Source organism: Microbacterium azadirachtae, from assembly GCF_025583665.1.
GTDB lineage: Bacteria > Actinomycetota > Actinomycetes > Actinomycetales > Microbacteriaceae > Microbacterium > Microbacterium azadirachtae.
In genome coordinates, this window is sequence record NZ_CP099706.1 from 3,408,503 (window position 1) to 3,431,201 (window position 22,699).

23 protein-coding genes are annotated in these 22,699 nt (G+C 69.1%); 6 read left to right on the forward strand and 17 right to left on the reverse strand.

What is annotated here, in order from left to right:
- The first annotated feature begins 73 nt into the window (after nucleotides 1–73).
- Nucleotides 74–370 (forward strand): hypothetical protein, encoded by a 297-nt coding sequence (locus NFX31_RS16055; protein WP_262956241.1) that lies wholly within the window; start codon nucleotides 74–76, stop codon nucleotides 368–370.
- A gap of 7 nt (nucleotides 371–377) precedes the next feature.
- On the opposite strand, the gene NFX31_RS16060 is transcribed toward NFX31_RS16055, so the two are convergent.
- Nucleotides 378–1,358, reverse strand: coding sequence for a LacI family DNA-binding transcriptional regulator (locus NFX31_RS16060; protein WP_045249215.1), 981 nt, complete (start codon nucleotides 1,356–1,358; stop codon nucleotides 378–380).
- 144 nt (nucleotides 1,359–1,502) lie between these two features.
- Here NFX31_RS16060 and NFX31_RS16065 point away from each other — a divergent pair, with 144 nt between their 5' ends.
- Together NFX31_RS16065 and NFX31_RS16070 are read left to right on the forward strand one after the other, a co-directional pair.
- Nucleotides 1,503–2,630 (forward strand): glycoside hydrolase family 172 protein, encoded by a 1,128-nt coding sequence (locus NFX31_RS16065; protein ID WP_262956242.1) that lies wholly within the window; start codon nucleotides 1,503–1,505, stop codon nucleotides 2,628–2,630.
- Nucleotides 2,631–2,676: 46 nt separating this feature from the next.
- A complete protein-coding gene (locus NFX31_RS16070) occupies nucleotides 2,677–4,209 on the forward strand; it encodes a DUF4185 domain-containing protein (RefSeq protein WP_262956244.1) in 1,533 nt (510 codons plus the stop codon).
- Between the two features lie 93 nt (nucleotides 4,210–4,302).
- Here the strand turns inward: NFX31_RS16070 and NFX31_RS16075 are convergent, their stop codons facing one another.
- The 4 genes from NFX31_RS16075 to NFX31_RS16090 all read right to left on the reverse strand — a co-directional run bounded on the left by NFX31_RS16075 (nucleotide 4,303) and on the right by NFX31_RS16090 (nucleotide 7,124).
- On the reverse strand, nucleotides 4,303–4,734 hold the full coding sequence (locus NFX31_RS16075; RefSeq protein WP_045248780.1) for a DoxX family protein: 432 nt from the start codon (nucleotides 4,732–4,734) through the stop codon (nucleotides 4,303–4,305).
- Between the two features lie 164 nt (nucleotides 4,735–4,898).
- Nucleotides 4,899–5,702: an anti-sigma factor gene (locus NFX31_RS16080; protein ID WP_262956248.1), complete on the reverse strand. Its 804-nt coding sequence runs from the start codon at nucleotides 5,700–5,702 to the stop codon at nucleotides 4,899–4,901.
- Nucleotides 5,699–6,298, reverse strand: coding sequence for an ECF RNA polymerase sigma factor SigK (sigK, locus tag NFX31_RS16085; protein ID WP_175491241.1), 600 nt, complete (start codon nucleotides 6,296–6,298; stop codon nucleotides 5,699–5,701). Before sigK ends, NFX31_RS16080 begins: the two co-directional genes overlap by 4 nt.
- Nucleotides 6,299–6,446: 148 nt before the next feature.
- Nucleotides 6,447–7,124 (reverse strand): fasciclin domain-containing protein, encoded by a 678-nt coding sequence (locus NFX31_RS16090; protein WP_262956249.1) that lies wholly within the window; start codon nucleotides 7,122–7,124, stop codon nucleotides 6,447–6,449.
- Nucleotides 7,125–7,253: 129 nt separating this feature from the next.
- Between NFX31_RS16090 and NFX31_RS16095 the strand changes: the two genes are divergently transcribed.
- Complete coding sequence (locus NFX31_RS16095) at nucleotides 7,254–8,810, forward strand: molybdopterin-dependent oxidoreductase (protein ID WP_262956250.1); 1,557 nt, start codon at nucleotides 7,254–7,256, stop codon at nucleotides 8,808–8,810.
- A gap of 9 nt (nucleotides 8,811–8,819) precedes the next feature.
- Here the strand turns inward: NFX31_RS16095 and NFX31_RS16100 are convergent, their stop codons facing one another.
- The 7 genes from NFX31_RS16100 to NFX31_RS16130 form a co-directional block, all read right to left on the reverse strand.
- Nucleotides 8,820–9,923: a DUF4185 domain-containing protein gene (locus tag NFX31_RS16100; protein WP_262956251.1), complete on the reverse strand. Its 1,104-nt coding sequence runs from the start codon at nucleotides 9,921–9,923 to the stop codon at nucleotides 8,820–8,822.
- Nucleotides 9,924–9,952: 29 nt separating this feature from the next.
- A complete protein-coding gene (locus NFX31_RS16105; protein WP_262956252.1) occupies nucleotides 9,953–10,864 on the reverse strand; it encodes a carbohydrate ABC transporter permease in 912 nt (303 codons plus the stop codon).
- Nucleotides 10,864–11,790 carry a carbohydrate ABC transporter permease gene (locus NFX31_RS16110; protein WP_045248870.1) on the reverse strand — a complete coding sequence of 309 codons (927 nt, stop codon included), beginning with the start codon at nucleotides 11,788–11,790 and terminating at the stop codon, nucleotides 10,864–10,866. The genes NFX31_RS16105 and NFX31_RS16110 overlap by 1 nt, the downstream gene beginning before the upstream one ends.
- Nucleotides 11,791–11,873: 83 nt before the next feature.
- Nucleotides 11,874–13,244, reverse strand: a complete 1,371-nt coding sequence (locus tag NFX31_RS16115; protein WP_045248869.1) for an ABC transporter substrate-binding protein — start codon at nucleotides 13,242–13,244, stop codon at nucleotides 11,874–11,876.
- Nucleotides 13,245–13,640: 396 nt separating this feature from the next.
- Nucleotides 13,641–14,492 (reverse strand): alpha/beta fold hydrolase, encoded by an 852-nt coding sequence (locus tag NFX31_RS16120; protein WP_262956253.1) that lies wholly within the window; start codon nucleotides 14,490–14,492, stop codon nucleotides 13,641–13,643.
- 11 nt (nucleotides 14,493–14,503) lie between these two features.
- Nucleotides 14,504–15,208, reverse strand: a complete 705-nt coding sequence (locus NFX31_RS16125; protein ID WP_262956254.1) for an SDR family oxidoreductase — start codon at nucleotides 15,206–15,208, stop codon at nucleotides 14,504–14,506.
- Nucleotides 15,209–15,259: 51 nt separating this feature from the next.
- Nucleotides 15,260–16,258 carry an NADP-dependent oxidoreductase gene (locus tag NFX31_RS16130; RefSeq protein ID WP_262956255.1) on the reverse strand — a complete coding sequence of 333 codons (999 nt, stop codon included), beginning with the start codon at nucleotides 16,256–16,258 and terminating at the stop codon, nucleotides 15,260–15,262.
- Nucleotides 16,259–16,351: 93 nt separating this feature from the next.
- On the opposite strand from NFX31_RS16130, the gene NFX31_RS16135 reads away from it, so the two are divergent.
- Nucleotides 16,352–16,957, forward strand: coding sequence for a TetR/AcrR family transcriptional regulator (locus NFX31_RS16135; protein WP_262956256.1), 606 nt, complete (start codon nucleotides 16,352–16,354; stop codon nucleotides 16,955–16,957).
- A 157-nt stretch (nucleotides 16,958–17,114) separates the two neighbouring features.
- Here the strand turns inward: NFX31_RS16135 and NFX31_RS16140 are convergent, their stop codons facing one another.
- From NFX31_RS16140 to dnaK, 4 genes are all read right to left on the reverse strand, one after another.
- Nucleotides 17,115–17,582 carry a heat shock protein transcriptional repressor HspR gene (locus NFX31_RS16140; protein WP_175491240.1) on the reverse strand — a complete coding sequence of 156 codons (468 nt, stop codon included), beginning with the start codon at nucleotides 17,580–17,582 and terminating at the stop codon, nucleotides 17,115–17,117.
- A 156-nt stretch (nucleotides 17,583–17,738) separates the two neighbouring features.
- Nucleotides 17,739–18,725, reverse strand: coding sequence for a DnaJ C-terminal domain-containing protein (locus tag NFX31_RS16145; protein WP_091478034.1), 987 nt, complete (start codon nucleotides 18,723–18,725; stop codon nucleotides 17,739–17,741).
- A gap of 9 nt (nucleotides 18,726–18,734) precedes the next feature.
- A complete protein-coding gene (locus NFX31_RS16150) occupies nucleotides 18,735–19,343 on the reverse strand; it encodes a nucleotide exchange factor GrpE (protein WP_091478033.1) in 609 nt (202 codons plus the stop codon).
- The gene (gene dnaK, locus NFX31_RS16155) at nucleotides 19,343–21,199 is read right to left on the reverse strand and encodes a molecular chaperone DnaK (protein ID WP_045248864.1); all 1,857 of its coding nucleotides are present in this window, start codon (nucleotides 21,197–21,199) and stop codon (nucleotides 19,343–19,345) included. The genes NFX31_RS16150 and dnaK overlap by 1 nt, the downstream gene beginning before the upstream one ends.
- Before the next feature lie 243 nt (nucleotides 21,200–21,442).
- Between dnaK and NFX31_RS16160 the strand changes: the two genes are divergently transcribed.
- Nucleotides 21,443–22,117, forward strand: coding sequence for a hypothetical protein (locus tag NFX31_RS16160; RefSeq protein WP_091478032.1), 675 nt, complete (start codon nucleotides 21,443–21,445; stop codon nucleotides 22,115–22,117).
- A gap of 45 nt (nucleotides 22,118–22,162) precedes the next feature.
- Here NFX31_RS16160 and NFX31_RS16165 read toward each other — a convergent pair whose 3' ends face one another.
- The gene (locus NFX31_RS16165; protein ID WP_045248834.1) at nucleotides 22,163–22,627 is read right to left on the reverse strand and encodes a DUF3817 domain-containing protein; all 465 of its coding nucleotides are present in this window, start codon (nucleotides 22,625–22,627) and stop codon (nucleotides 22,163–22,165) included.
- Nucleotides 22,628–22,699: the final 72 nt, after the last annotated feature.

Here is a 22,699-nt window from a genome sequence, read left to right on the forward strand (position 1 = left end):
CCCTGATTCCGTGAAACCGACTTCGAGACCTTTGGCTGATGACACGCTCGGAACGACCGAAGAGACTGGAGGCATGGACATGACCGAACCGCAGGTGTGGACCCTGATCGGGGTCTTCACGGCGATCATGCTCGGCGGCATGACGCTGATGACGACGCTTCTCACGAACGCCATCGACGGACGGCTCGAGGGCCTCGAGGGCAGGTTCCACGGCAGGTTCGAGGCCATGGACAGCAGGTTCGACGCCATGAACAGCACGTTCGAGGGGCTCCGCGCCGAGATGAACGCCCGCTTCGACGCGGTGGACGTGAAGGTCTCGGCGCTCGACAAGGATGTGGCGGCGCTGGCCGACCGCCTGTGGCACTCCTGAGCGGGGGTCAGCGCGAGACGGTCGCCGCCTGGATCTCGTTGCGCAGCACGACGGTGCGGGCGGGCTGGTCGTCGCCGCCGATCCGATCGAGCAGCATCCGGGCCGCGGTCACGCCCATGTGGCGCGCGGGCAGGCGCACGACGGTGACCACGCTCGGCGACAGCGTCGTGAACGGCAGCGATCCGACGACCGCGACGCCCATCGCAGGCGGAGTGAGTCCCCGCTCGGTGAGCACCTGGATCGCGCCAACACCGATGAGGTTGTTGCCGGCGACGACGGCGTCGGGCGGCTCGGGCAGCGCCAGCAGCTCCGCCATGGTCTCGCGCCCTCCGTCCACCCGGAACGTCGAGAACCGCAGCAGCTCCGGATCCACCGGCAGATCATGGGCCTTGAGAGCGGCGCGCCACCCGTCGGCGCGCTCGAGCGCCGTCTCGATGTGCTCCGGGCCGGCGATGTGCGCGATCCGGCTGTAGCCGGCCTCGATCAGCTGCTCGGTCGCGCTGCGCCCGGCGTCGCGGTTCGCCATCATCACGCCGTCGATGTCGTAGCCCGTGGTGCGGTCGACCGCCACCACGGGGCGGCCCGCCGCCATGATCTCGTCCAGGCTGGTGCGGTCGGAGGCCGCCGCGAGGATCACGCCCGACATGTGCTCGGCGATCGCGATGCGCAGATAGGTCTGCTCCTTCTCGACCTGGGCGTCGGAGTTGCAGAGCACCACCGAGTACCCCGCCTCGGAGGCGACGTCCTCGACGCCGCGGGCCATCTCGGTGAAGTAGGGGTTCTCGATGTCGGGGATCACGAGCGCGATCACCTCGGAGCTCTGCCGCCGGAGCGTCCGGGCGGTGCGGTTCGGGAAGAACTTCAGCTGCGCCGCCGCCTGGCGCACGGCCACGACCTTCTCCTCCGAGACGCCCACCCCGTTGAACACGCGCGACACGGTCGCGGGAGACACGCCGGCGAGACGCGCCACGTCGTAGATGGTCGCCATCCCGCCCTGCCTTCTGTTGTCCGTCAGGACACACTATCGTGATGAAATCGATTGCAACAGTGGCGGCGAATCGGTAGGGTGGCCGCACGCACCGTCGCGAGTCCCGCGCGGATCCACCCACCCCCCTCGAGGATGTGCCCCGTCATGACGCTTTCCGATCTCACCGCCGTCTCGGCCCTGCGACGCGTTCAGACCCGATCGATCTCGCCGGAGAACTTCGACGGCTCGGTCGGCGGCGGCGCCAGGGCGACCGAGGGGACGGGGGCCGACTGCGCCCGCGACCTGGGGCCGGGATGGAAGATCTCGCCGAGCGTCGACATCAAGGCGGGCGAGACGTTCGATCTCGCCGCGATCGACGGCCCCGGCAGGATCACGCACATCTGGATCACCACGCACACCGACAACTGGCGCACCCTCGTCCTGCGGGCGTACTGGGACGGTGCCGACGAGCCTGCCGTCGAGGTGCCCTACGGAGACTTCTTCTGCAACGGCTGGGGCGTGTTCGCGCAGGTGAACTCGCAGGTGATCGCCGCCAACCCGCACGGCGGATTCAACTCGTACTGGCCGATGCCGTTCCGGGAGGGGGCGCGGCTGACCATCGAGAACACCTCGGTCGTCGACGTGCGCGTCTACTACCAGGTCACCTACGAGATCGGCGGCGACTACTCCGCCGACGGCTACTTCCACGCGCAGTGGCGGCGCTCGAACCCGCTCGAGGAGCTCGTCCCGCACACGATCCTGGAGGGCGTCGAGGGCCAGGGCCAGTACGTCGGCACCTACATCGCCTGGGGCGTGAACTCCAACGGCTGGTGGGGCGAGGGCGAGATCAAGTTCTACCTGGACGACGACACCGACCACCCCACGATCTGCGGCACCGGCACCGAGGACTACTTCGGCGGCGCGTGGAACTTCGACATCCCCGGCCAGGGATACACCGCGTTCTCCACCCCCTACCTCGGCATGCCGCAGGTGATCCGCCCCGACGGCCTCTACGTCTCGCAGCAGCGCTTCGGCATGTACCGCTGGCATCTCGCGGATCCGATCCACTTCTCCACCGGGCTGCCCAAGGTCGACATCCAGGCACTCGGGTGGCGCAGCGGCTGGCGGTATCTGCCCCTGCGGGACGACATCGCCTCCACCGCGATGTTCTACCTCGACCGTCCCACGGCCCGGCGCCCGAAGTCTCCCAGCGCCTCCGACATGGAGGTGCACCTAGGAACCGCCCCGGTGCCGGATCTGGGATTCACTCCCCCGCGCGAACCGCGCAGCTGAACCCGTCGCGCGGCGACCGCCGGCGACGCGAAGAAAGGAGAGGGCGATGAAGCCCTTCACGAGGATCGCGGCCGGCGCCGCGGCCGCCTCCCTGACCGCGCTCGCCTTGGTGGCGACGGCCTCGCCTTCCGCCGTCGCGACGTCGGCCGCGACGCCGGCGACGGTCGTCTCGAAGGTGACCGGTCCGGATGCGCCCAGCAACACCTGGGGCCAGTGGGATGTGAAGTCCACCGACCTCGGAATCCTGTGGGACGACGGATCGGGCCACGTGCTCGCCGCCTTCGGCGACACCTTCGGCAATTCCTGGACGGGTCCGGGCGGAGGTGCGCCGCCGAACGGGAACTGGCGCAGCAACGTGCTGCTGCGCTCGAGCGACACCGACCTGTCCGATGGGATGCTGCTGGATCACGTCGTGCAGGATCCAGCGGGGATCGCGAAGCAGATCATCCCCTCGAAGAAGATCAACGGCGACGAGATCACGGTCATCCCGACGTCGGGCATCTCGGTCGGCGGACGTCAGTACCTGGGCTTCATGTCGGTGCGCCAGTGGGGACCTCCCGGCGTGTGGGACACGAACCATGCCGGCATCGCCTACTCCGACGACGACGGCGAGACCTGGACCGTATCCGACACCCGCTGGGACAACCCGGACGGGCATGATCCCTTCCAGATGCAGGCGTACGTGCAGAAGGGCGGCACGATCTACGTCTTCGGCACGCAGAACGGCCGCAACGGCCCGGCCTCGGTCGCGAAGGTCCCCGCGCAGAAGCTGCTCGACAAGGCGTCGTACCGATATTGGGACGGCTCGTCCTGGAGCAAGGACGAAGCCGCGGCGAAGCCGGTCATGGACGCGCCGATGAGCGAGATGTCGGTGCAGTGGGACGACTACAGCAAGCGGTTCCTGATGATGACGCTGTCCGGCGAGGACATCGTCCTGCGCACGGCGCAGAGCCCTGAGGGACCGTGGACGCCGGCGCAGACCGTCGCGAGCTCGACCGACTACCCGGCGCTGTACGGCGGCTACTTCCATCCGTGGAACAAGAACGGCGAGATCTACTTCACGATGTCGCAGTGGAACCCGTACAACGTGTATCTGATGCACCTGCGCATCGATCGCAACGGCACGATCGTCGACCCGAACCTGGTGGCGGATCCGAGCTTCGAACGCGCGACCTCTCTGGGCGACGGCACGAACGGCACCTGGGGCGCGAAGCCCAACTCGGGGATCGACAATGCGCCGGCCGCGGGCTTCACCGGCGACCACCGCGTGTTCGTGCGGTACAACCAGGGCTGGCGCGACATCTGGCAGGATGTGGCGGTGCAGCCGCACACGAGCTACCGGCTGACGGGCTTCCTGCGCACCTCGGTCAACAGCGATGCCGGCTACTTCGGCGCGCGGTCGCTCGACGGCACGGTGATCTCGGAGGCCCACTTCGTCTCGGTGGGCGCGTGGACGCGCTTCACCGTGACGTTCGACTCCGGCGATCGCGACGCCGTGCAGCTCTACGGCGGGGTCTGGACCGACAGCGGCGACATCTGGATGCAGATGGACGACGTCGCGCTCGTCCGCGCCCCCTGACCGCGCAACCCCGCAGGCGCCGCTTCGAGAGGGAAAACGTCGCTCCGACGGTCGTGGGAGCGACGTTTTCCGTCTTCGGCGCCGGATCCGGGCTCAGGCGAGCGCGCGCACCGGTCCGCGCAGCACGGCGCGATCGAGGCCGTAGCGCCCCGCGCCGGTGAAGGCGAGGGCGAGGGCGGCGGCGCCGAGCACGGCCGCGAACTCCCAGCCGCCGTCACCGACCCAGATGCCGTTGCCGAGATGCACCAGTACGATGGCGCCCGCCATGTCGGCGGCGAGGAGCACGCCGACGGGGCGCGTGAACAGGCCGGCGACGAGCAGGATCCCGCCGATCAGCTCGAGGAACGCGATCGCGGGGCCGGCGATCTCGGGCAGGGGTGCGCCCATGCCGGCGAAGGCCTGGACGGTGCCGGGCAGGGTGTACTCGAAGACCTTCTGCGCGCCGTGCGCGGCGAAGACGCCGCCGATCACGAGGCGCAGGACCAGGAGTCCGAGCGAGGAGGCGGGCTTCGAGGTGTTCGTCATTCCGGAATGCTCCTTCGTGGCAGGACACCGCGGCGAGCGCGGCTCGGGGCGTCCGCCCCGTTCTCCCACGCTACGGAGCACTGCCTGTCATGTTTCTGAACGCGGGCTCAATATTCCGTGCCGATACCGTCGGAGGTTCCGGCGTGGTCGAGCCGGGCGCCGCCTCAGGACGTCGGGATGACGACGATCGGCTGGGTCGTGGGCTTGCCCGTGGGCGAGCCTCCGGCAGGCTCGACGGTCACCGCGATCGCGTCGCCGGCGTGCATGCTCCCGCGCAGCTGCGCCGTGGTCGTGCCCGGCTCGGCGGCGAAGACGCCGGCGGAGACGGGGGTGTCGCCGCGGACGAACCACAGTTCGTACGTGCGGGCGGAGTCGAGGGGCTCGAGCCCGTCGGAGACGAGCACGGCCGTGCCGATCGACGCCGACCAGTGCGCCGTCGCGTGTCCGCCGGAGGGCAGCGAGACCGTCTTCTGGGCGGCGTCCGGGGCGTTCTCGATCCGGTCCAGCGCCACGACGGCCGCGGGGCGCAGCAGCTGCGGGATCACGACCGCGGCACCCGCGCCGAGCCCGACGACCAGCACGAGGCATGCGGCGAGCGCGAACAGGAGCCTGCGCGGACGGCGCGCGGGCGCAGCCGCGGAGGACTGCGGAGCGGGCTCCTGATGGCCCCCGTCGGCGAGGGCGGACGGCGGATCCGCGGGGGCGGGCGGCGCGGCGGCGGGCACCGTGTCAGCGGGCTCCTGGGGCGTCACGGCGATGCGGGCGAGGAGCGCGTCGCGGAGCGACGGCGGGGGAGCGACCGCGGGCACGCCTTCGGCGAGGAGGGCTGCGGTGTCCGCGTCGTCGGCGACGATCGGAGCCCATTCCGGGTGCGCGGCGAGCGCGGCCTCGTAGCGCTGCTCGTCCTGCACCGACAGCGATCCGAGGCTGTGGCCTGCGGCCAGCTCTGCGAACTCCTGCTCGTTCATGCGTTCACCCCCCAGTGCGTCCGAAGACGCGTGAGTCCATCTCTCATGCGGGTCTTCACCGTTCCCAGCGGTGATCCCGTGATCGTGGCGATCTCGCTCTGCGAGTAGCCGCCGTAGTACGCGAGCACGAGCGCCTCGCGTTGCGCGTCCGGCAAGGCGGAGAGGGCGTCGACCACCCGGTCCGCGTCGATCGACAGCTCGGCCTGCTCGGCGACGCTGTCATGGGCGACGTCGAGGTCGCGCGCCCCGATCCGCACGTCCCGGTCGGCGCTGGCCTGCGAGGCCCGCACGCGGTCGACCGCTCGACGATGCGCGATCGTCAGGATCCAGGTCCTGCCCCGGCCCCGATCGGAGGCGAATCGGGAAGCGGTCTGCCAGATCTCCAGGAAGACCTCCTGCAGCACCTCCTCGCTCTGCGACCGGTTCACGAGGACACGGAGGATGAGGCCGAAGACGCGCGAGGAAAGCATGTCGTAGAGCTCGGCGAACGCCGACTGATCGCCCTGCGCGACGCGCAGCAGCAGCGCGGACGCGAGGTCGTCGCCGCCGTCCTGCTCGGCGTGCTCCCGATCGTCGATCACCATGGGTTCCAGCATGCCTCACCTCCCTGCCCCGCATCGGCAATGCGTCGAGGGCGAGCACTATCGCGTCCTTCCGTCTGCCCCTCCCCCGCGGGACCGGACCGCATGCTCGGACGGGTTCGTCGATCATGCGATCCGGTCTGCGTGGCGGATCCGCGGGTCCTTACTGGGCCGGCGGCATCAGGACGGAGTCGACGAGGTACACGGTCGCGTTCGCGGTGTGGACGCCGCCGCAGATCACGTTCGCGTCGTTGACCTTGAGGTTGTCGCCCGAACCGGTCACGGTCACCTCGCCGCCCTCGACGGTCTTGTGCGTGCCGACGATGTCCTTCGGCGAGATCTGACCGGCGACCACGTGGTACGTCAGGATCTTGCTGAGGGTGTCCGCGCCGGCATCCGTCTTCAGAGTGTCGATCGTCGCGGGATCGATCTTCTTGAAGGCGTCGTCGACGGGTGCGAAGACGGTGAACTCGCTCCCGTTGAGCGTGTCGACCAGGTTGACCTTCGGGTTGAGCTTGCCCGAGACCGCCGCGACCAGCGTGGTCAGCAGCGGGTTGTTGCTCGCGGCCGTCGCGACCGGGTCCTGCGCCATCCCGGCGACGGAGCCCGCGCCGGAGGGGACCTGCTTCGCGTAGGCGGCGCATCCCGGTCCGACCAGGTCGGCCGCCGGATCCATCGTCTGGGTGGGCGACGCGGCCGGCGCGCTGGTGGCGGGCTCCGAGGACGAGCCGGACGACGAGCCCGACATCGACGAACAGCCCGTGAGGGCCAGGGCCGCGGCGGCGAGCAGGCTGGCGGCGGCGAGCGACGCCCGGGCGTGCAGGCGAACAGTGGATCGCATGATCTTTCTCCTTTGACTGGTGCATCGCGACCGTTCATCGGCCGACACGATGCGTTCGGAGCCGCACCCGCACCGGATTGGATCCGGTCCGATCGCCATCCGATCGGCCGATCGCGACGAACCAGGGACATGGGTGAGAGCACAGGGAAGACAGGCGCACGGATCTGGGCCGCGGTCGCGGGGGTCGTGAGCGGCGCGGTGTTCGTCGCCGCCGCCGAGATCACGGCCTTCCTCGTGGCGCGCGACACGAGTCCGCTGCTCGCGGCGGGCTCGTTCGTCATCGACATCGTGCCGCAGTGGGCGAAGGAGCTGGCGATCGAGCTCTTCGGCGCCGACGACAAGCTCTTCCTCCTGCTGACCCTGGGCGTCGGCGTGCTCCTTCTCGCGGCGGTCGCGGGTCTTCTCGAGCGCCGGCGCCGAGGGGCCGGCGTCGCGGTGTTCGCCCTCGCCGGCGTCGCCGGGCTGCTGGCGACCGTGACGCGCGCGGGGGCGAGCGGCGCGTCGGCCCTGCCGCCGCTCGTCGGCGCGATCGCGGGCTGCACGTTCCTGACCCTCTCGATCCGCGCGCTGCACCGCTGGCGCGTCCCCGCGGCCGGCGTCGAGGCGGGCCCGGATCGCCGGCGCTTCCTGGTGCTGACCGCGGTCGGGGCCGCCGCCGCCGTCCTCGCCGGCGTGGGCGCACGCCTCGGCACCGCGGCGACCACCTCGATCGCGGCCGCACGCAAGGCTCTGCGGCTGCCGGAGCCGCTGTCGCGGGTCACCGTGCCCGCGGGCGCCGAGCTGGACATCCCTGGCCTGTCTCCCCTGTTCACCCCGAACGCCGACTTCTACCGCGTCGACACGGCGCTCTCGGTGCCGGCGATCGCCCCGGCGGACTGGCGGCTGACGGTCGACGGCATGGTCGGCAGGAAGGTCGAGCTGAGCTTCGACGAGCTGCTGCGGATGGGCCTGCGGGAGTACGCCGTGACCCTGACCTGCGTCTCGAACCAGGTCGGCGGCGATCTCGTCGGCACCGCGCGCTGGCTCGGCGTGCCGGTGCGCGAGATCCTCTCCCGCGCGCTCCCCGCGAAGGGGGCCGACATGGTCCTCTCGCGCAGCATCGACGGGTTCACCGCGAGCACGCCGCTCGACGCGCTCACGGATCCGCACCGCGACGCGATCCTCGCCGTCGCCATGAACGGCGAGCCCCTGCCACCCGAGCACGGATTCCCCGTGCGGATGGTCGTGCCAGGGCTCTACGGATACGTGTCGGCGACGAAGTGGCTCACCCGGCTGACCGTCACGACCTTCGAGAAGGATCAGGCGTACTGGACGCCCCGCGGATACAGCGCACAGGCGCCCATCAAGCTGTCGAGCCGGATCGACACCCCGCGCATCGACAGGGAGATCCCGCCGGGGGCCGCCCGGATCGCCGGGGTCGCCTGGGCGCAGACGGTGGGGATCGCGCGCGTCGAGGTGCAGATCGACGGAGGGGCGTGGCAGACCGCGACGCTGTCGGCTCCCGTCAGCGCCGACACCTGGGTGCAGTGGTTCCTCGACTGGAACGCCACGAGCGGCAGTCACACCCTCGTCGTCCGGGCGACCGATCGGAACGGACGGATGCAGGAGCAGGCGCGCACCCCGATCGCTCCGAACGGCTCGACCGGATGGCAGTCGACCGTCGTCCGCGTGGGCACGGCCGGCTGACGACCGCCGTCAGACGAGCCCCTGGATCCGGAACTGCTCCACGTGGTACACGCTGTTGTCGCCGGTGTTCCACTGGCTCACGCTGAGGTGCAGGTCCGACAGCGTCGAGCCCGGGATGATGTACCCGCCGTAGAGCTGGGCGACGTGCGTCGCGTCCTCGGCACCCCAGCTCCCGCCCCACAGCAGGGTGGTCTTCGTCGCCGTGTAGAGGTTGTCGGTGGGGGTGTTCACCACCATCGCGTCGATCCGGTAGGCGTCGGCGTTGAACCAGGTCAGGATCCACTTGCCGCCGAGCGGACGCAGGCACATCTCGCCGAACTTGCCCGGCAGCACCTCGGTGGCGGGATTGCCCCACGCCCAGACGCCGTTCGCGTAGCCCCACGGCTGGTAGGCCGACAGGGTCGTCATGCTGTTCTGCGGCACGCGGTAGAGCACGATCCCTTTGTCCCTCTGGAAGCCGGTGCCGTAGATGTAGACGTAGCCGTCGTTGCCCTGCCCCCAGGTGATGCACTGGAAGTGGCCGCCGGCCATGTCCGCCGGGAACTTCAGCCCCGTGTGCTGCCAGGTCGCGCCCGAATCGTCGGACTGCCAGAGCTCGGTCCAGCGCACCGCCCCGAACGTCGGTCCGTTCACGATCGCGTGCAGGTACATCCGCGATCCGATCGTGATCACGTCGGAGGGGATCACGGTCTCGTAGTAGGCGTCGTGCGGGTAGTACCAGAGCTGCGGCGCCGTGACCTGGGTGTTGGCGCCCGCGCCCGCCGCCCCGTTGAACACGACCCCGGAAGCGAGGGTGCTCGTGGACGAGTACAGCGCGACCGGCGAACGCCAGTCCGCGCCGCCGACCGCGTCGGCCCACGTGTCGCCGAACGTGAACAGCAGCCGCCCGTCGGGCGTGCGGGCCGGGATGCCGAGGTCGGTCGCGCCGATCCCGTACTGCACGCCCGCCTGCGTGCCGGCGAGCACCTTCATGCGGGTGACGGTGAGCCCGGCGGCGGCCGCGGGACTCGCGCCCAGCGCCGATGCCCCGAGCGCCGCGCCTGCGGCGAGCGCCCCCTGGAGGACGGTGCGGCGGGTCAGCCCGCGGGCGGGGCGGAGCACTTCTTCGGACATGGCATTCTCCCCTTCGAGAACACGGCCGGCTACTTGAGTCCGGCCATCTTGATGTTGCCGATGATCTGGCGCTGGAAGATGAGGAACAGGATCACGACCGGTGCGGCCGCCAGCACGGATCCGGCCATCAGCAGGCCGAGCTCGCTCGAGCCCCGCCCGGTGCGGAACTCGGCGAGGTACTGCTGCAGCACGAACTTCTCGGGTGAGGTGATCGTCATGATGGGCCAGACGTAGGAGTTCCAGTAGGTCAGGAAGGCCGTGATCCCCATCACCACGAACGGCGGCTTGGACAGCGGCAGGAAGATGCGCACGAAGATCGCGAAGCGGCCGCAGCCGTCGAGCATCGCCGCTTCTTCGAGACTCGCCGGGATGTTCAGGTAGAACTGCCGGATGAAGAACACCGAGGCCGCGCTCGCCGCACCGGGGATCACCAGCACGGCGAGGGTGTCGAGCATGGCGAGCCGCGTCACGACGATGAAGCTCGTGAGCAGGATCGTCATGCCCGGGATGAACATGGTCGTGATGACGGCGACCCAGAGCGTGCGCTGGAACCGGAACTGCAGCCGCGCGAACGCGTAGGCGGCGAGCGAGTTCACGGTCAGGCTCAGCAGCGTGAACAGGATGGCGCCGAGGAACGTCCAGCCGAGGGTGCGCAGGAACGTCTCGTCGGCGAGGATCTTCGCGTAGTTCTCCCAGTGCCACACCTCGGGGAAGAACTGGAACGGCGTGCTGAGCACCTCGGTCTTCGCCTTGAACCCCGCGATCACCATCCAGGCGAGCGGGAACAGGGCCGCGAGCAGGAACAGCAGGCCCACGAGGGCCTTGCCGATGAGGATCGCCCAGCCGGTGACGCCGTGCGGCGCCGTGAAGCGGCGGCGGCCCTTTCCGGCCAGGACGATCCGGGTGGTCTCCAGCGCGGTGGTCGGGGAGGTCGCACTCATCAGTCGACGAGCCTTTCGGAATTGATGAACTTGAAGACGAGGGCCGAGACGGAGCCCAGCACGACGAACAGCAGCAGCGCCGCGGCGATCGAGTAGCCCACGTTCACGTCGTTGCGGAAGTGGTTGAAGATGAACAGGTTCGGCAGCGTGGTCGAGTCCAGCGGTCCGCCCTGGGTCATGACGAGGGGCAGCTCGAACTGCTGGATCGCCGCGACGAAACCGGTGATCAGCAGATAGAGGAACACGTTCTTCATCTGCGGCATCGTGATGTAGAAGGTCTTCTGCCACCAGCCGGCGCCCTCCATCGCCGCCGCCTCGTAGTACTCCGTGGGGATGTCGACCATGGCCGCGACCATGATGAGCGAGGTGATGCCCATCCCGAGCCAGACGGCGGGCACGGCGACCGAGAGCAGCGCCCACGCCGGATCCCCGATCCAGGCGACCGCGTCGATGTGGAACGCGGCGAGCACGGCGTTCAGGATGCCGCCGTCGTAGGTGTAGATCAGCACGAACACGATCGACGCGATCACCGACGAGATGATCGTCGGGATGTAGATGCTGACCTTGAGCACGGTCGCGAATCGCCGCGAGACGCTCACCACGAGGCTCGCGAAGAGGAACGCGAGCACCAGCATCGGCGGCACGGTCATCAGCACGAACAGGAAGCCGCGTCCGATCGTCGCGACGAACAGCGGGTCCGTCAGCACGTCGGCGTAGTTCTTCCAGCCGACGAACTGCGGATCCTTGTAGAAGCTCCAGTCCTGGAAGGAGAGGAATCCCGCGTAGACGGCCGGCCAGATCACGAAGATCCCGAGCAGGATCACCACGGGCGCGAGCAGCAGGTACGCGAGCCTCGTGTCGCGGTAGCGGTGCCGGTCGGCCCTGCGCTTCGCGGCGCGTCGGTCGTCGATCGCTGGCGTGGTCATCGTTGCTCTCCGTCGGGGGGATGATGCGGGGGCGGGCTGCGCGGTCGGGGACGGCCGCACAGCGGTCCCCGACCGCGCCGCGCTCACTTCTTCGGAGCCTTGCCGGGCAGGCCCTGCGACTGGATGACCTTCTCGATCGCGGCGTTCGCGGTCGAGATCGCATCATCGGGCGACTTGGCGCCCTTCATGACCGACTCCATCGCGGTGCCGACGGCCAGCGAGACGTCCCAGGGGTAGGTCGGCTCGGGGATCGCGGTCGGCGCGATGTCGTTGACGATCACGGTCGACCACGGGGCCTTGGCGGCGGCCTCGTCCTTCGCGACGGCCTCCTGCACGCTCTTGCGCACGGGCACCTTGGTGAACTGCGTGTTCACGAAGAACGGCACGAGGTTCTTCGGATCGCCCGCGAGCGACCACTCCAGGAACTTCCCCGCGGCTTCGGCGTTCTTGCTCTTCGCGTCGATGACCCACTTGAAGTTGCCGAGCGTCGTGGCGGTGCGTCCGTCGGCGTTGGACGCGTTCGGGAACGCGCCGATGCCGGTCTTGGTGAGCAGGTCGGGGTAGTCGGAGCCGATCTCGGACATCATCCACGAACCGGAGACCTTGAAGGCCACCTTCTTCTGCCCGAAGTCCTTGCCCTCGACGTAGGCGGCGAGCGCCTGCTTGGGCATGTACCCCTTGTCCCAGAGCTCCTTGTACTTGGACATCAGGTCACGGTACGCCGCGTTGTCGATGTCCGGCTTGGACCAGTCGTCGGTGAGCGCGGTGTGGCCCGCGAAGTTGTACTGCTGGCCGACGGTGGACCAGGCGAAGGTGATCGCGTCGGACGCGGGCGAGATGCAGTACTGGCCCTGCGCGAGCGTCGGCTGGATCTTCGCGCAGTCGGCGAGCAGGTCGTCCCAGGTGGCGGGGGCCTTGTCCGTGTCGACCCCGGCCTTGGCGAGCATGTCCTTGTTCCAGAACAGCACCGTCTGCGCCTCCTGCAGGAGGGGGTACGCGTAGTAGGTGCCGCCGATCTCGGAGACCGACTTGGCGGAGTCGATGATCTCGTCGAGCTTGGACTTGTCGACGACCTTGCCGAGGTCGTACAGCTGCCCCGCGTTGACCGCGTCCTGGATGCTGCCGGAGTGGGTGTAGATGTCGGGCGCCTTGCCTGCGGCCTGCGCCGCCTTCATCTTCTGGTCCCAGGCGTCCGCGGGGATCTCGGTGTCCTTGACGACGATCTTGTCCTGCGCGGCGTTGAACTTCTTGACGATGTCCTTGTACCAGGCGTTCTCGGGCGGGGTGAACGTGCGGTGCCAGAACTCGATGGTGGTCTTGCCCCCGGAGTCGCCGCCGCCTCCCGCAGCCTGTCCCGGGGTGCTCGAGCCGCAGCCCGCGAGCAGTCCGATCGCGGTGACGCCGCCCAGTGCGGCCATCACCACCCGGCGGGTGCGCTGTGTGTCCGTCTTCATGGTTCCTCCTCGGGAACACGACTTCCTCGTCGAATCGGTGCAGGGTCCGGCGCTCACGCCGGTTCCGCGGTCGCGCTCAGGATCGGCATCGACCGGGTTGTCGTCCAGGCTAGGCGAAATCGATTTCAGATACAAGATGATCTTCGCCGAAATCCGGATCCCGGCGAGAGTCTGGCATCCGGACGCCGTCCTGTCTCCTCTTCCTGCTTTATCTTTCCCCGCGATCTCGCTTAGGATCCGCGAGAAGGAAATCGATTTCAGATGATCGCCGATCGTCTCCCTCGCACCCCGAGGAGCACCGACGACCACACCTGGCACCCCTGAGGAGATCTCCCCCGCCGTCGCCGGCGGCCGCTGGCTGCGCCCGTCCGGCGCCGCGCCGCGCGAGGGGTGCGGTCAGCGGTTGAGGAACTCTACTGCTCGGGGGGCGAAGTCGGTGTGGTACTGGAAGATGCCGCCGTGGCCGGAGTCGGGGTAGATGATCAGTTCTGATCCCGCGATGCGCCGATGGAGGTCGATCGAGAGGACCGAGGGCACCATGCGGTCGTTGTCGCCGTTGGCGATGAGGGTGGGCATGGTGAAGGTTGAGAGATCAGAGGGCACGGAGCGGCCATAGCGCTGGATCGCGCGCAGCTGGGTCTGGAACGCCTTGAGACCGATGGCCGCGTCGCGGTCCGTCGTGCGCTCCTGAAGCCGTGCGATGAACGCCTTGCCGGCACGCTTGCCGGCGGTGTCGCGGTTGAAGAAGAGGAACTCCTTCGGGTCCGAGCGGGTGAGGGCAGCGCGGAGAAGGTCGAAGTAGGTGGTGCGGAGCACCTTGTCGATGTCTTTGCCGCCGCGGGGGCCGGTGCCGGTGAGCACGAGCCGGCGGACCAGGCCCGGGTGGGCGACGATGAGGTCTTGGGCGATCATCCCGCCCATGGAGAACGAGAACACGTCGATCTCGTCGTAGCCGAGCACGTGGATGAACCGGTAAGCGGCTTCTGCGGCCTGCTCGATGGTGGGTGGGACGGTGCCCGAGGAGCCTCCGACTCCGACGTTGTCGAAGGCGATGACGTGGCGGGTTTTCGCGATCGGGTCGATGATGCGCGGATCCCCGTTGTCGAGGGTCGCGGCGAGGTGCCCGAAGAAGACCACGGGGATGCCGCCCCGGGGGCCGAGTTCGCGGTAGGCGAAGGTGGTGCCGCTCGTGGTGACGGTGCGGTTGGGTGCCTTGGCATAGGAAGTGATGACGGGTTCGTCGCTCATGATCGAGTCGCTCAGGCTTTCAGTTCGGGGTACAGAGCTTCGACGGGTGCGCTCAGTCCTGCTTTGATCGAGGTGGTGACTTCGTCGGCGATGACTTCGTAGCCGCCGGCTTCGACGGTGTCGAACACGTGAATGACGAGATCGGCGGGGAGCATCTTCGGCCCATTGTCATGGGCCGCCATCGGGGTGTCGACGTAGCCGACATGCACGCCCACCACGTGTGTGCCTCTGGGGGCGAGCTCGAGGCGCAGCGAGTTCGTTGCTGACCAGAGCGCGGCTTTCGAGGCGCTGTACGCGCCACCGAACGCGTACCAGCTGGCGACCGAGTGCATGTCGATCAGCACAGACTCCGGACGGGAGGTCAGGACCGGCGCGAACGCGGCAGCGAGCATGACAGGGGCGATGAAGTTCGTCTCCATCGTGGCCCTGAGGGCGTCGGCGGAGATGTCGAGCAGGCTCCACGTGGGCGGCAGCGTTCCGGCGTTGTTGATCAGGACGGTGACGTCGGGGGCGGCCTCGACGGCTGCCGCGATGGAGGCGGGGTCGGTGATGTCGAGCGCGAGCGGCACGATCCGGTCATCGCCCCAGTCGCGGGGGGTGCGGGCAGTGGCGTAGACCTTCACGGCTCCGCGGGCGAGAGCTTCGGCGACGAACGCCGAGCCGATCCCGCCATTGGCTCCGGTGACGAGCACGACGGCTCCGGTGAGTGACGACATGAGGAACTCCGTATCGGGGATGGGGTACGTGGTCGGGTGGGTGGATGCGGGTCAGTCGGTCACGGAGACCACGATCTTGCCGCGCACGCCGCCACGCTGCATCGCGGTCAGCGCCGCGGGGGTCTCGGCGAACGGGAACACGCGTCCCACCACGGGATGCAGCGCTCCGGCATCGACGAGCGCGGCGATCTCCGCAAGCTGGCGGCCGTCGGCGTGCATCCAGAGGAAGGAGTAGTCGACACCGAGTCGACGCGCCTGCCGGCGCACCTTGGCGCTCAGACCACCGATGGCCAGCCTGAGACCGGCATTCAGGCCGATCGCCCGAGCGAAAGCCGGATCGGGCGGGCCAGCGATCCCGATGGCGAGACCACCGGGGCGCAGCACGCGCAGTGACTTCTCGAGGTTCTCGCCCCCTACGCCGTCGATGACAAGGTCGTAACCGGAGAGCAACGTCGCGAAATCCTGGGAACGGTAGTCGATGACCTCGTCCGCGCCGAGCCCGCGCAGCCACTCGACGTTCGAGGCGCTCGCGGTCGTGGCGACATGTGCTCCGAGATGCTTCGCGAGCTGCACGGCGACCGACCCGAAGCCACCCGCGCCGCCGTGGATGAGCACCCGGCTCCCCACCCCGACCCCGGCGCGCTCCACGAGCGCCTGCCAGGCCGTCAAAGCGACCAGCGGCAGTGAGGCCGCCTCGACCATGCCCAACGAATCAGGCTTCAACGCCACGTCACCCTCTGCGATCGCGATGCGCTCGGCGAAGGTTCCGATGCGGAAGTCGGCTGGGCGAGCGAACACCTCGTCACCCACGGCAAACCGGGTGACGGCCGATCCGACTGCCTCGACCGTTCCCGCGACGTCGTGCCCGAGGGTCAGCGGCAGCTCGTAGTGGAGCATCGCCGTGAACTCCCCCTCGGCCAGCTTCACGTCGAGGTGATTCACCCCTGCCGCGTGCACAGTCACCAGCACGTCGTGATCGCCTACCACGGGCTCGGGTGCATCCGCTTCTCTGACCTCGCCCTTGTACCGGTCAATTCTGAAGGCCTTCATAACCTGCTTCTCTCATCGTTTTTTATGAGCGTAGTCACTAATGAGCGCACTCGCAAGTGACTGTACGATGAAAATCTGTAGAATGAAGACCTGATGACCCCTCCCGACACTGCGCCCGTCGGCCGCCGCGAGCGCAACAAGCAGCAGAAGCTCGATCGCATCACCGCGGCCGCGGACGATCTCTTCCGTCGATACGGGGTCGACGACGTCACGACACAGCAGATCGCCGATGCGGCCGACATCGGCACGGGCACCCTCTTTCTCTACGCGCGCAGCAAGGCAGAGCTGTTGCTCCTCGTGCAGAACACGCACTACGCCGAGGCGATCGAGTCGGGCCTGCGCGCGGCCGCCACCGCCCGATCGCCGATCGAGGCGATCATGGCGCTCGTCGAACCCGTCGTGGAGTGCAACCGGCGACAGATCGACAACGGCCGCACCTACCTCCGCGAACTCATCTTCGGCGACCCCGAAGAGCCCCACCACGCCGTCGGCCTCCAACTCATCCAACGCGTCGACGCCGCCTACGTCGAGATCCTGCAGCGCGATGGCCGGTTCACCGCGAGCGATGCCGCGACGCTCGCTCGCGCCATCTCCGCGGCCATGTTCGTCTGCCTCGCCTCACCGCTGCATCTGAACAGCACCAACGCTCAGGTCTGCGACGACATTCGCGAGCAGACGCGGGTACTCATCCGCGCGTAGGTGGTTCGGTAGCGACATCCTGCGCGTCGAGAACGCCCCTGTCGTCGCGCGCACAGGTCAATGCCCGCTGGTCGTACGGGCCGAGCGCCTCGGAGATCCCAGCGGCCCGGCCTACGAGAACCTGGAGGTCGTCGAGCCGCTGGACTGACCCGCAGCCTCAGCGCTCGCTGTCGTCGGGATCGTCGGCGAGCTCGTCGTCCGACGCCTCAGGGCGGTTCAGCCAGGGCCGCCACAGGACGATCTCGGTGGAGCGCCGGATCCGTCGTCCGGAGGGGACGGCCATGATGGAGCCCGTCGCGCCGGCGGCGAATACCCGCACGCCGGGACGGCTGGCCCGCTCCTCGCGCAGGTCGTGCTCGAGCTCGACGACGCGGCGGCGGAGCGTGCGGACCTCGTCCTCGAGATCGAGCAGCTTCGCGATCGCCGGCAGGCTCATGCCCTCGCTCGACAGCTGCGCGACCTCGCGCAGCTGGGCGATGTCGCGCTGGGAGTAGCGGCGGGATCCGCCGCGGGTGCGTCCGGGCACGACCAGGCCGATCCGGTCGTACTGCCGCAGGGTCTGCGGATGCATGCCGGCCAGCTCGGCGGCGACCGCGATCGCAAAGATCGGGGTGTCGGCGCTCATACGCTCATCACCCACAGCGCACCCCGTTTCGGCCCTGCCGGAATGAGGGCGGCCGACCGAGATCAGGAGAATCCGCAGGGATCCACCTGATCTCGGTCAGTTCGCCCGTTCTCGGCATCAGCAGGGCGCGAGCGGAGGCGCACAATGACGGGGTCTTCACGCGCGCGCCTTCGCCAGCAGCTCGGCGCGCGGGTTCTCCGCGGGCTCGGCGGCCCGGAAGCGCTCGAGCGCCTCGCGCGCGGCCTCGTCCAGATGCGCCGGCACGGCGACCTGGATCTCGGCGAGCAGGTCGCCGGTGCCCTTCGACGTCGTGACCCCGCGGCCCTTGACGCGCAGCACCCGGCCGGACGGCGTTCCCGCCGCGACCTTGAGCTTGACCGGATCCCCTCCCAGCGTCGGCACCTCGATGGTCGCCCCGAGCGCGGCCTCCGTGAAGGTGACCGGCACGGTGACGCGCAGGTTGAGGCCGTCGCGGGTGAACACGGGGTGCGGTCTCACCGAGACCTGCACCACGATGTCGCCGTTCTCGCCGCCGTCCGGGGAGGGCCGGCCACGACCGCGAAGACGGATCTTCTGCCCGTCCTTCACGCCCGCGGGGATCTTCACCTTGAGCGGATGACCGTCCTCGCCCTGCAGCGTGACGGTCTCGCCGCGCACGGCCGTCGCGAACGACAGCGTGGTGCGCGCCGTGACGTCGGCGCCCTTGGTCGGGCCGCCGAAGCCCCGGAAGCCTCCGGACGGCTGCCCGAAACGGCCGGATCCGAAGGATCCGCCGCCCTGGTTGAACATCGCGAAGATGTCGTCGAAGTCGGCGGTCTGCCCGCCGCGGCCGCGGTTGAACGCGCTGAACACGTCGTCGAAGCCGCCGTTGCCGGCGCTGCCGGGCGCGGTGAACCGCGCGCCGCCGGCGCCCATGGCGCGGATCTGGTCGTACTCGGCGCGCTGCTCCGCATCGGAGAGCACCGAGTACGCCTCGCTGATCTCCTTGAACTTCGCCTCCGCCGCGGCGTCGCCGGGGTTGGAGTCGGGGTGGTACTTGCGCGCGAGCTTGCGGTAGGTCTTCTTCAGATCCGCCTCGGAGACGTCTTTCGAGACGCCAAGGGTCTTGTAGAAGTCCTTGTCGAACCAGTCCTGGCTAGCCATGCACCACCCCTACTCAGCGGGAACGGCGACGACGACCTTGGCAGGGCGCAGCTCGATATCGCCCAGGCGGTAACCCACCTCGACGACCTCCAGCACGACGGTCTTCTCGACGCCCGGGGTGGGCTGCTGGAAGATCGCCTCGTGCTGCTGCGGGTCGAACTCGTCGCCCTTCTCGCCGTAGGAGACGACGCCGAGCCGCTCGACGACCGAGCGGACCTTCTCGGCGATCGCGGCGAAGGGGGTGCCCTCCTGCAGATCGCCGTGCTGCGCGGCGCGGTCGAGATCGTCGAGCACGGGGAGCAGGCCCTTGGCGGCCTCGCCCTTCGCGCGCTGGATCTCGACGCCGCGCTGCTCCTCGGTGCGGCGGCGGTAGTTCGCGTACTCGGCCTGGAGGCGCTTGAGGTCGATGAGCAGGGTGTGCTCGGCGTCCGCGAGGGCCGCGTCCTCGGCGAGCGCGTCGTCGCTCGGCGCGGTGTTCAGGATGTCGTCGACCGTGAGCTCTTCGGCGTCCTGCAGGTCATCGGCCCCGGCCGCGGGGCCGGACGCGTTCGCGTCCGACCCCTGGCCGCCGACCTCACGGCCCCCCTCGGGGCCCTCGAAGTCCTTGGGATCCGTCATTACTTCTTCTCGTCCTCGTCGTCCACGACCTCGGCGTCCACGACGTCCTCATCGGACGCGGCGCCCTCGGCCGCCGGCTCGCCCTGCGGGGCGGATGCCGCGTCGGCCTGCGACTGCGCGTAGATGGCCTCGCCGAGCTTGGACTGCGACTGGTTCAGCTTCTCGAACGCGGCCTTCACGGCCTCGTCGTCCTCGCCCGCCAGCGCGGTCTTGAGCGCGTCGACGTCGGCCTTGACCTCGGTCTTCACGTCCTCCGGGAGCTTGTCCTCGTTCTCCGAGATGAGCTTCTCGATGGAGTAGGACAGGGTCTCGGCCTGGTTGCGGACCTCGGCCGACTCGCGGCGCTTCTTGTCCTCGGCGGCGTGCTCCTCGGCCTCGCGCACCATGCGGTCGATGTCGTCCTTCGAGAGCGAGGATCCGCCCGTGATGGTCATCGACTGCTCCTTGCCCGTGCCCTTGTCCTTGGCGGACACGTGCACGATGCCGTTCGCGTCGATGTCGAAGGTGACCTCGATCTGCGGGATGCCGCGCGGAGCCGGCGCGATGCCGGTCAGCTCGAAGGTGCCCAGCGGCTTGTTGTCGCGGGTGAACTCGCGCTCGCCCTGGAAGACCTGGATCGCGACCGACGGCTGGTTGTCGTCGGCGGTCGTGAAGGTCTCGCTGCGCTTGGTGGGGATGGCCGTGTTGCGCTCGATGAGCTTGGTCATCATGCCGCCCTTGGTCTCGATGCCGAGGCTCAGCGGGGTGACGTCGATGAGGAGGACGTCCTTGCGCTCGCCCTTCAGCACACCGGCCTGGAGAGCTGCGCCCACGGCGACGACCTCGTCCGGGTTCACGCCCTTGTTGGCCTCCTTGCCGGTCTCGCGCTTGACGAGCTCGGCCACGGCGGGCATACGGGTGGAACCGCCGACGAGCACGACGTGCGCGATGTCGCCGACCTTGATGCCGGCCTCGCGGATGACGTCCTCGAACGGCTTCTTGGTGCGGTCGAGGAGGTCCTTGGTGAGGTCCTCGAACTTCGCGCGGGTGATCGTCTCGCTCAGCGACACGGGGCCGTTCTCGGTGAGCGACAGGTACGGGAGGTTGACCGAGGTCGACGTCGAGGAGCTGAGCTCCTTCTTCGCCTGCTCCGCGGCCTCCTTGAGACGCTGCAGCGCGATCTTGTCGTTCGAGACGTCGACGCCGGTCGAGTCCTTGAACTGCTTGATCAGGTAGTCGACCAGGCGCTGGTCCCAGTCGTCGCCGCCGAGGCGGTTGTCGCCGGCGGTGGCGCGCACCTGGATCGTGGAGAAGTCGTCGTCCTTGCCCACCTCGAGCAGCGAGACGTCGAAGGTTCCGCCACCGAGGTCGAAGACGAGGATGAGCTCGTCCTCCTTGCCCTTGTCGAGGCCGTAGGCCAGGGCCGCCGCGGTGGGCTCGTTGATGATGCGCAGCACGTTGAGGCCGCTGATCTCGCCGGCCTCCTTGGTGGCCTGGCGCTCGGCGTCGTTGAAGTACGCGGGGACCGTGATGACCGCGTCGGTCACCGTGTCGCCCAGGTAGGCCTCGGCGTCGCGCTTGAGCTTCTGCAGGATGCGCGCGGAGATCTCCTGCGGCGTCCACTTCTTGCCGTCGACGTCGAACGACCAGTCGGTGCCCATGTGGCGCTTGACCGAGGCGATCGTGCGGTCGACGTTGGTGACGGCCTGGCGCTTCGCGGTCTCGCCGACGAGCACCTCCCCGTCCTTGGTGAAGGCGACCACCGAGGGGGTGGTGCGGAATCCTTCTGCGTTGGCGATGACCTTGGGCTCGCCGCCCTCGAGGACGCTGACGACGGAGTTCGTCGTACCGAGGTCGATACCGACAGCACGTGCCATTTGTTTTCTCCTTCAGTCGGAAGTTTCTGGGAAAGCCTGCGCGGCCGCAGGATCCCGGGGATCACCGGAAAACCTGAGTCGCGATGACTCAAGGGTACGCCCGCTGTCAAGGGATGTCAAAACAAACTTGATAGGACAACGCTCAAGTTTGACGCCGGCGGGGCGGCGCGGCGCGGCCGTTCCCCGCGGACGGGGAGCACTCCCCATCGACGCGGCACTCAGCAGATCCCTAAGATCGGCCTCATGACGACTCGCCTCCGCACCGCCGCCCCTGCGCTCCGCCTCGGCGCCGCCGGCCTGCTCCTCGCCGCCGCGCTGCCGCTGAGCGCGTGCGGGTTCCCGTTCTCGCCCTACGGCGGCGGCGCGGTGCGCGTCGACGGCGGCGGGACGCCCACCCCCGCCCCGACCGACACCACGACCGACGACTCCTCGGGGTCGGGGACCCTCACCTTCGACGCCGACTCGCTGCCGGCCGGGGGCCACGTCGAGTGGTCGGACGGCCTCATCGCCGACTCCCGCTGGAAGGTCGACAAGCCCGACGACGGCAACGGGAACTGGTCCTACGCGACGGTCGACGGGCTGTGCACCGTGCAGTTCTGGCAGGGCACGACGACGTCGACCGGCGCCAAGGACGACCGCGAGGCCAGCGATCTGATGCTCGCCGCCCTGACCAAGGCGACGATCGCCGACGTCACCGCCGCCGCCTCCGACGTGCCGTTCAAGAACGCGACCTCGGGCGGTTACGACGTCGACTCGCGAGCCGTGCAGGGCAGCAACGACGCGGCCACCTGGGTCATCCAGGCCCGGGTGTTCGAGCGGGCAGGGGCCGGGCTCTCCTTCGTCCTCGACTGCACCGACGGCAGTGCGCCGACCGTCGCCGACGAGATCATCGAGAAGGATCCGATCCTCGTCCGCTGATCGGGCGCTCCGGGCCCTCCGGGCGTAGGCGGACGCCCGGCGTCGTCAGTGCGACCCGCCGGGAGGGCCGATCAGCAGCAGCACCGCGAACAGCGCGGCGACCGCGGCGAGCACGAGCAGCGCCAGCACCCACGGCCGGTGCAGGAACCAGCGCATGGTGCGGTCGTACCAGGCGGCGTCGCGCGGGTCGTCGGTCTGCTCCAGGCGCCAGTCCCCGGCCAGCCGGCCGGTGCGGTGCAGCCAGATCTCGGCGGGGATCGTGGCGTAGGGGACGATCGCGCTCGCGATCGCGAGAACCGCGACCCCGACGCCCCAGCGCTGGTGGAACGCGAGCAGCACGGCCGTGGCCGCGTACGAGAGGAACACGAAGCCGTGGATCGACCCGGCGATCGTGACGAGCACCGGCGGCAGGCCCACGGCACGGCCCACGAGGGCGCCGATCAGCAGAGTCCAGGTGATGGCCTCTGCGATCGCGAGCACGCGGAACAGGCGGGCGGGAGTGGTGAACACGTCTCTCCTCGGGTCGGGTCCTTCCAGCGTATTCAGCGGCCCGCGCGCCCGCCTGCCCGGCGCCTCCACCTT

Coding starts and splice junctions, on each gene's coding strand:
- NFX31_RS16065 (WP_262956242.1), top strand. CDS start 1,503: ATGACGCTTTCCGATCTCACCGCCGTCTCGGCCCTGCGACGCGTTCAG.
- NFX31_RS16090 (WP_262956249.1), bottom strand. CDS start 7,124: ATGCGATCCACTGTTCGCCTGCACGCCCGGGCGTCGCTCGCCGCCGCC.
- NFX31_RS16120 (WP_262956253.1), bottom strand. CDS start 14,492: ATGAGCGACGAACCCGTCATCACTTCCTATGCCAAGGCACCCAACCGC.
- NFX31_RS16075 (WP_045248780.1), bottom strand. CDS start 4,734: ATGACGAACACCTCGAAGCCCGCCTCCTCGCTCGGACTCCTGGTCCTG.
- NFX31_RS16070 (WP_262956244.1), top strand. CDS start 2,677: ATGAAGCCCTTCACGAGGATCGCGGCCGGCGCCGCGGCCGCCTCCCTG.
- NFX31_RS16100 (WP_262956251.1), bottom strand. CDS start 9,923: ATGTCCGAAGAAGTGCTCCGCCCCGCCCGCGGGCTGACCCGCCGCACC.
- NFX31_RS16110 (WP_045248870.1), bottom strand. CDS start 11,790: ATGACCACGCCAGCGATCGACGACCGACGCGCCGCGAAGCGCAGGGCC.
- NFX31_RS16060 (WP_045249215.1), bottom strand. CDS start 1,358: ATGGCGACCATCTACGACGTGGCGCGTCTCGCCGGCGTGTCTCCCGCG.
- NFX31_RS16080 (WP_262956248.1), bottom strand. CDS start 5,702: ATGAACGAGCAGGAGTTCGCAGAGCTGGCCGCAGGCCACAGCCTCGGA.
- NFX31_RS16145 (WP_091478034.1), bottom strand. CDS start 18,725: ATGGCTAGCCAGGACTGGTTCGACAAGGACTTCTACAAGACCCTTGGC.
- NFX31_RS16140 (WP_175491240.1), bottom strand. CDS start 17,582: ATGAGCGCCGACACCCCGATCTTTGCGATCGCGGTCGCCGCCGAGCTG.
- NFX31_RS16135 (WP_262956256.1), top strand. CDS start 16,352: ATGACCCCTCCCGACACTGCGCCCGTCGGCCGCCGCGAGCGCAACAAG.
- NFX31_RS16125 (WP_262956254.1), bottom strand. CDS start 15,208: ATGTCGTCACTCACCGGAGCCGTCGTGCTCGTCACCGGAGCCAATGGC.
- NFX31_RS16095 (WP_262956250.1), top strand. CDS start 7,254: ATGGGTGAGAGCACAGGGAAGACAGGCGCACGGATCTGGGCCGCGGTC.
- dnaK (WP_045248864.1), bottom strand. CDS start 21,199: ATGGCACGTGCTGTCGGTATCGACCTCGGTACGACGAACTCCGTCGTC.
- NFX31_RS16150 (WP_091478033.1), bottom strand. CDS start 19,343: ATGACGGATCCCAAGGACTTCGAGGGCCCCGAGGGGGGCCGTGAGGTC.
- sigK (WP_175491241.1), bottom strand. CDS start 6,298: ATGCTGGAACCCATGGTGATCGACGATCGGGAGCACGCCGAGCAGGAC.
- NFX31_RS16115 (WP_045248869.1), bottom strand. CDS start 13,244: ATGAAGACGGACACACAGCGCACCCGCCGGGTGGTGATGGCCGCACTG.
- NFX31_RS16055 (WP_262956241.1), top strand. CDS start 74: ATGGACATGACCGAACCGCAGGTGTGGACCCTGATCGGGGTCTTCACG.
- NFX31_RS16160 (WP_091478032.1), top strand. CDS start 21,443: ATGACGACTCGCCTCCGCACCGCCGCCCCTGCGCTCCGCCTCGGCGCC.
- NFX31_RS16105 (WP_262956252.1), bottom strand. CDS start 10,864: ATGAGTGCGACCTCCCCGACCACCGCGCTGGAGACCACCCGGATCGTC.
- NFX31_RS16130 (WP_262956255.1), bottom strand. CDS start 16,258: ATGAAGGCCTTCAGAATTGACCGGTACAAGGGCGAGGTCAGAGAAGCG.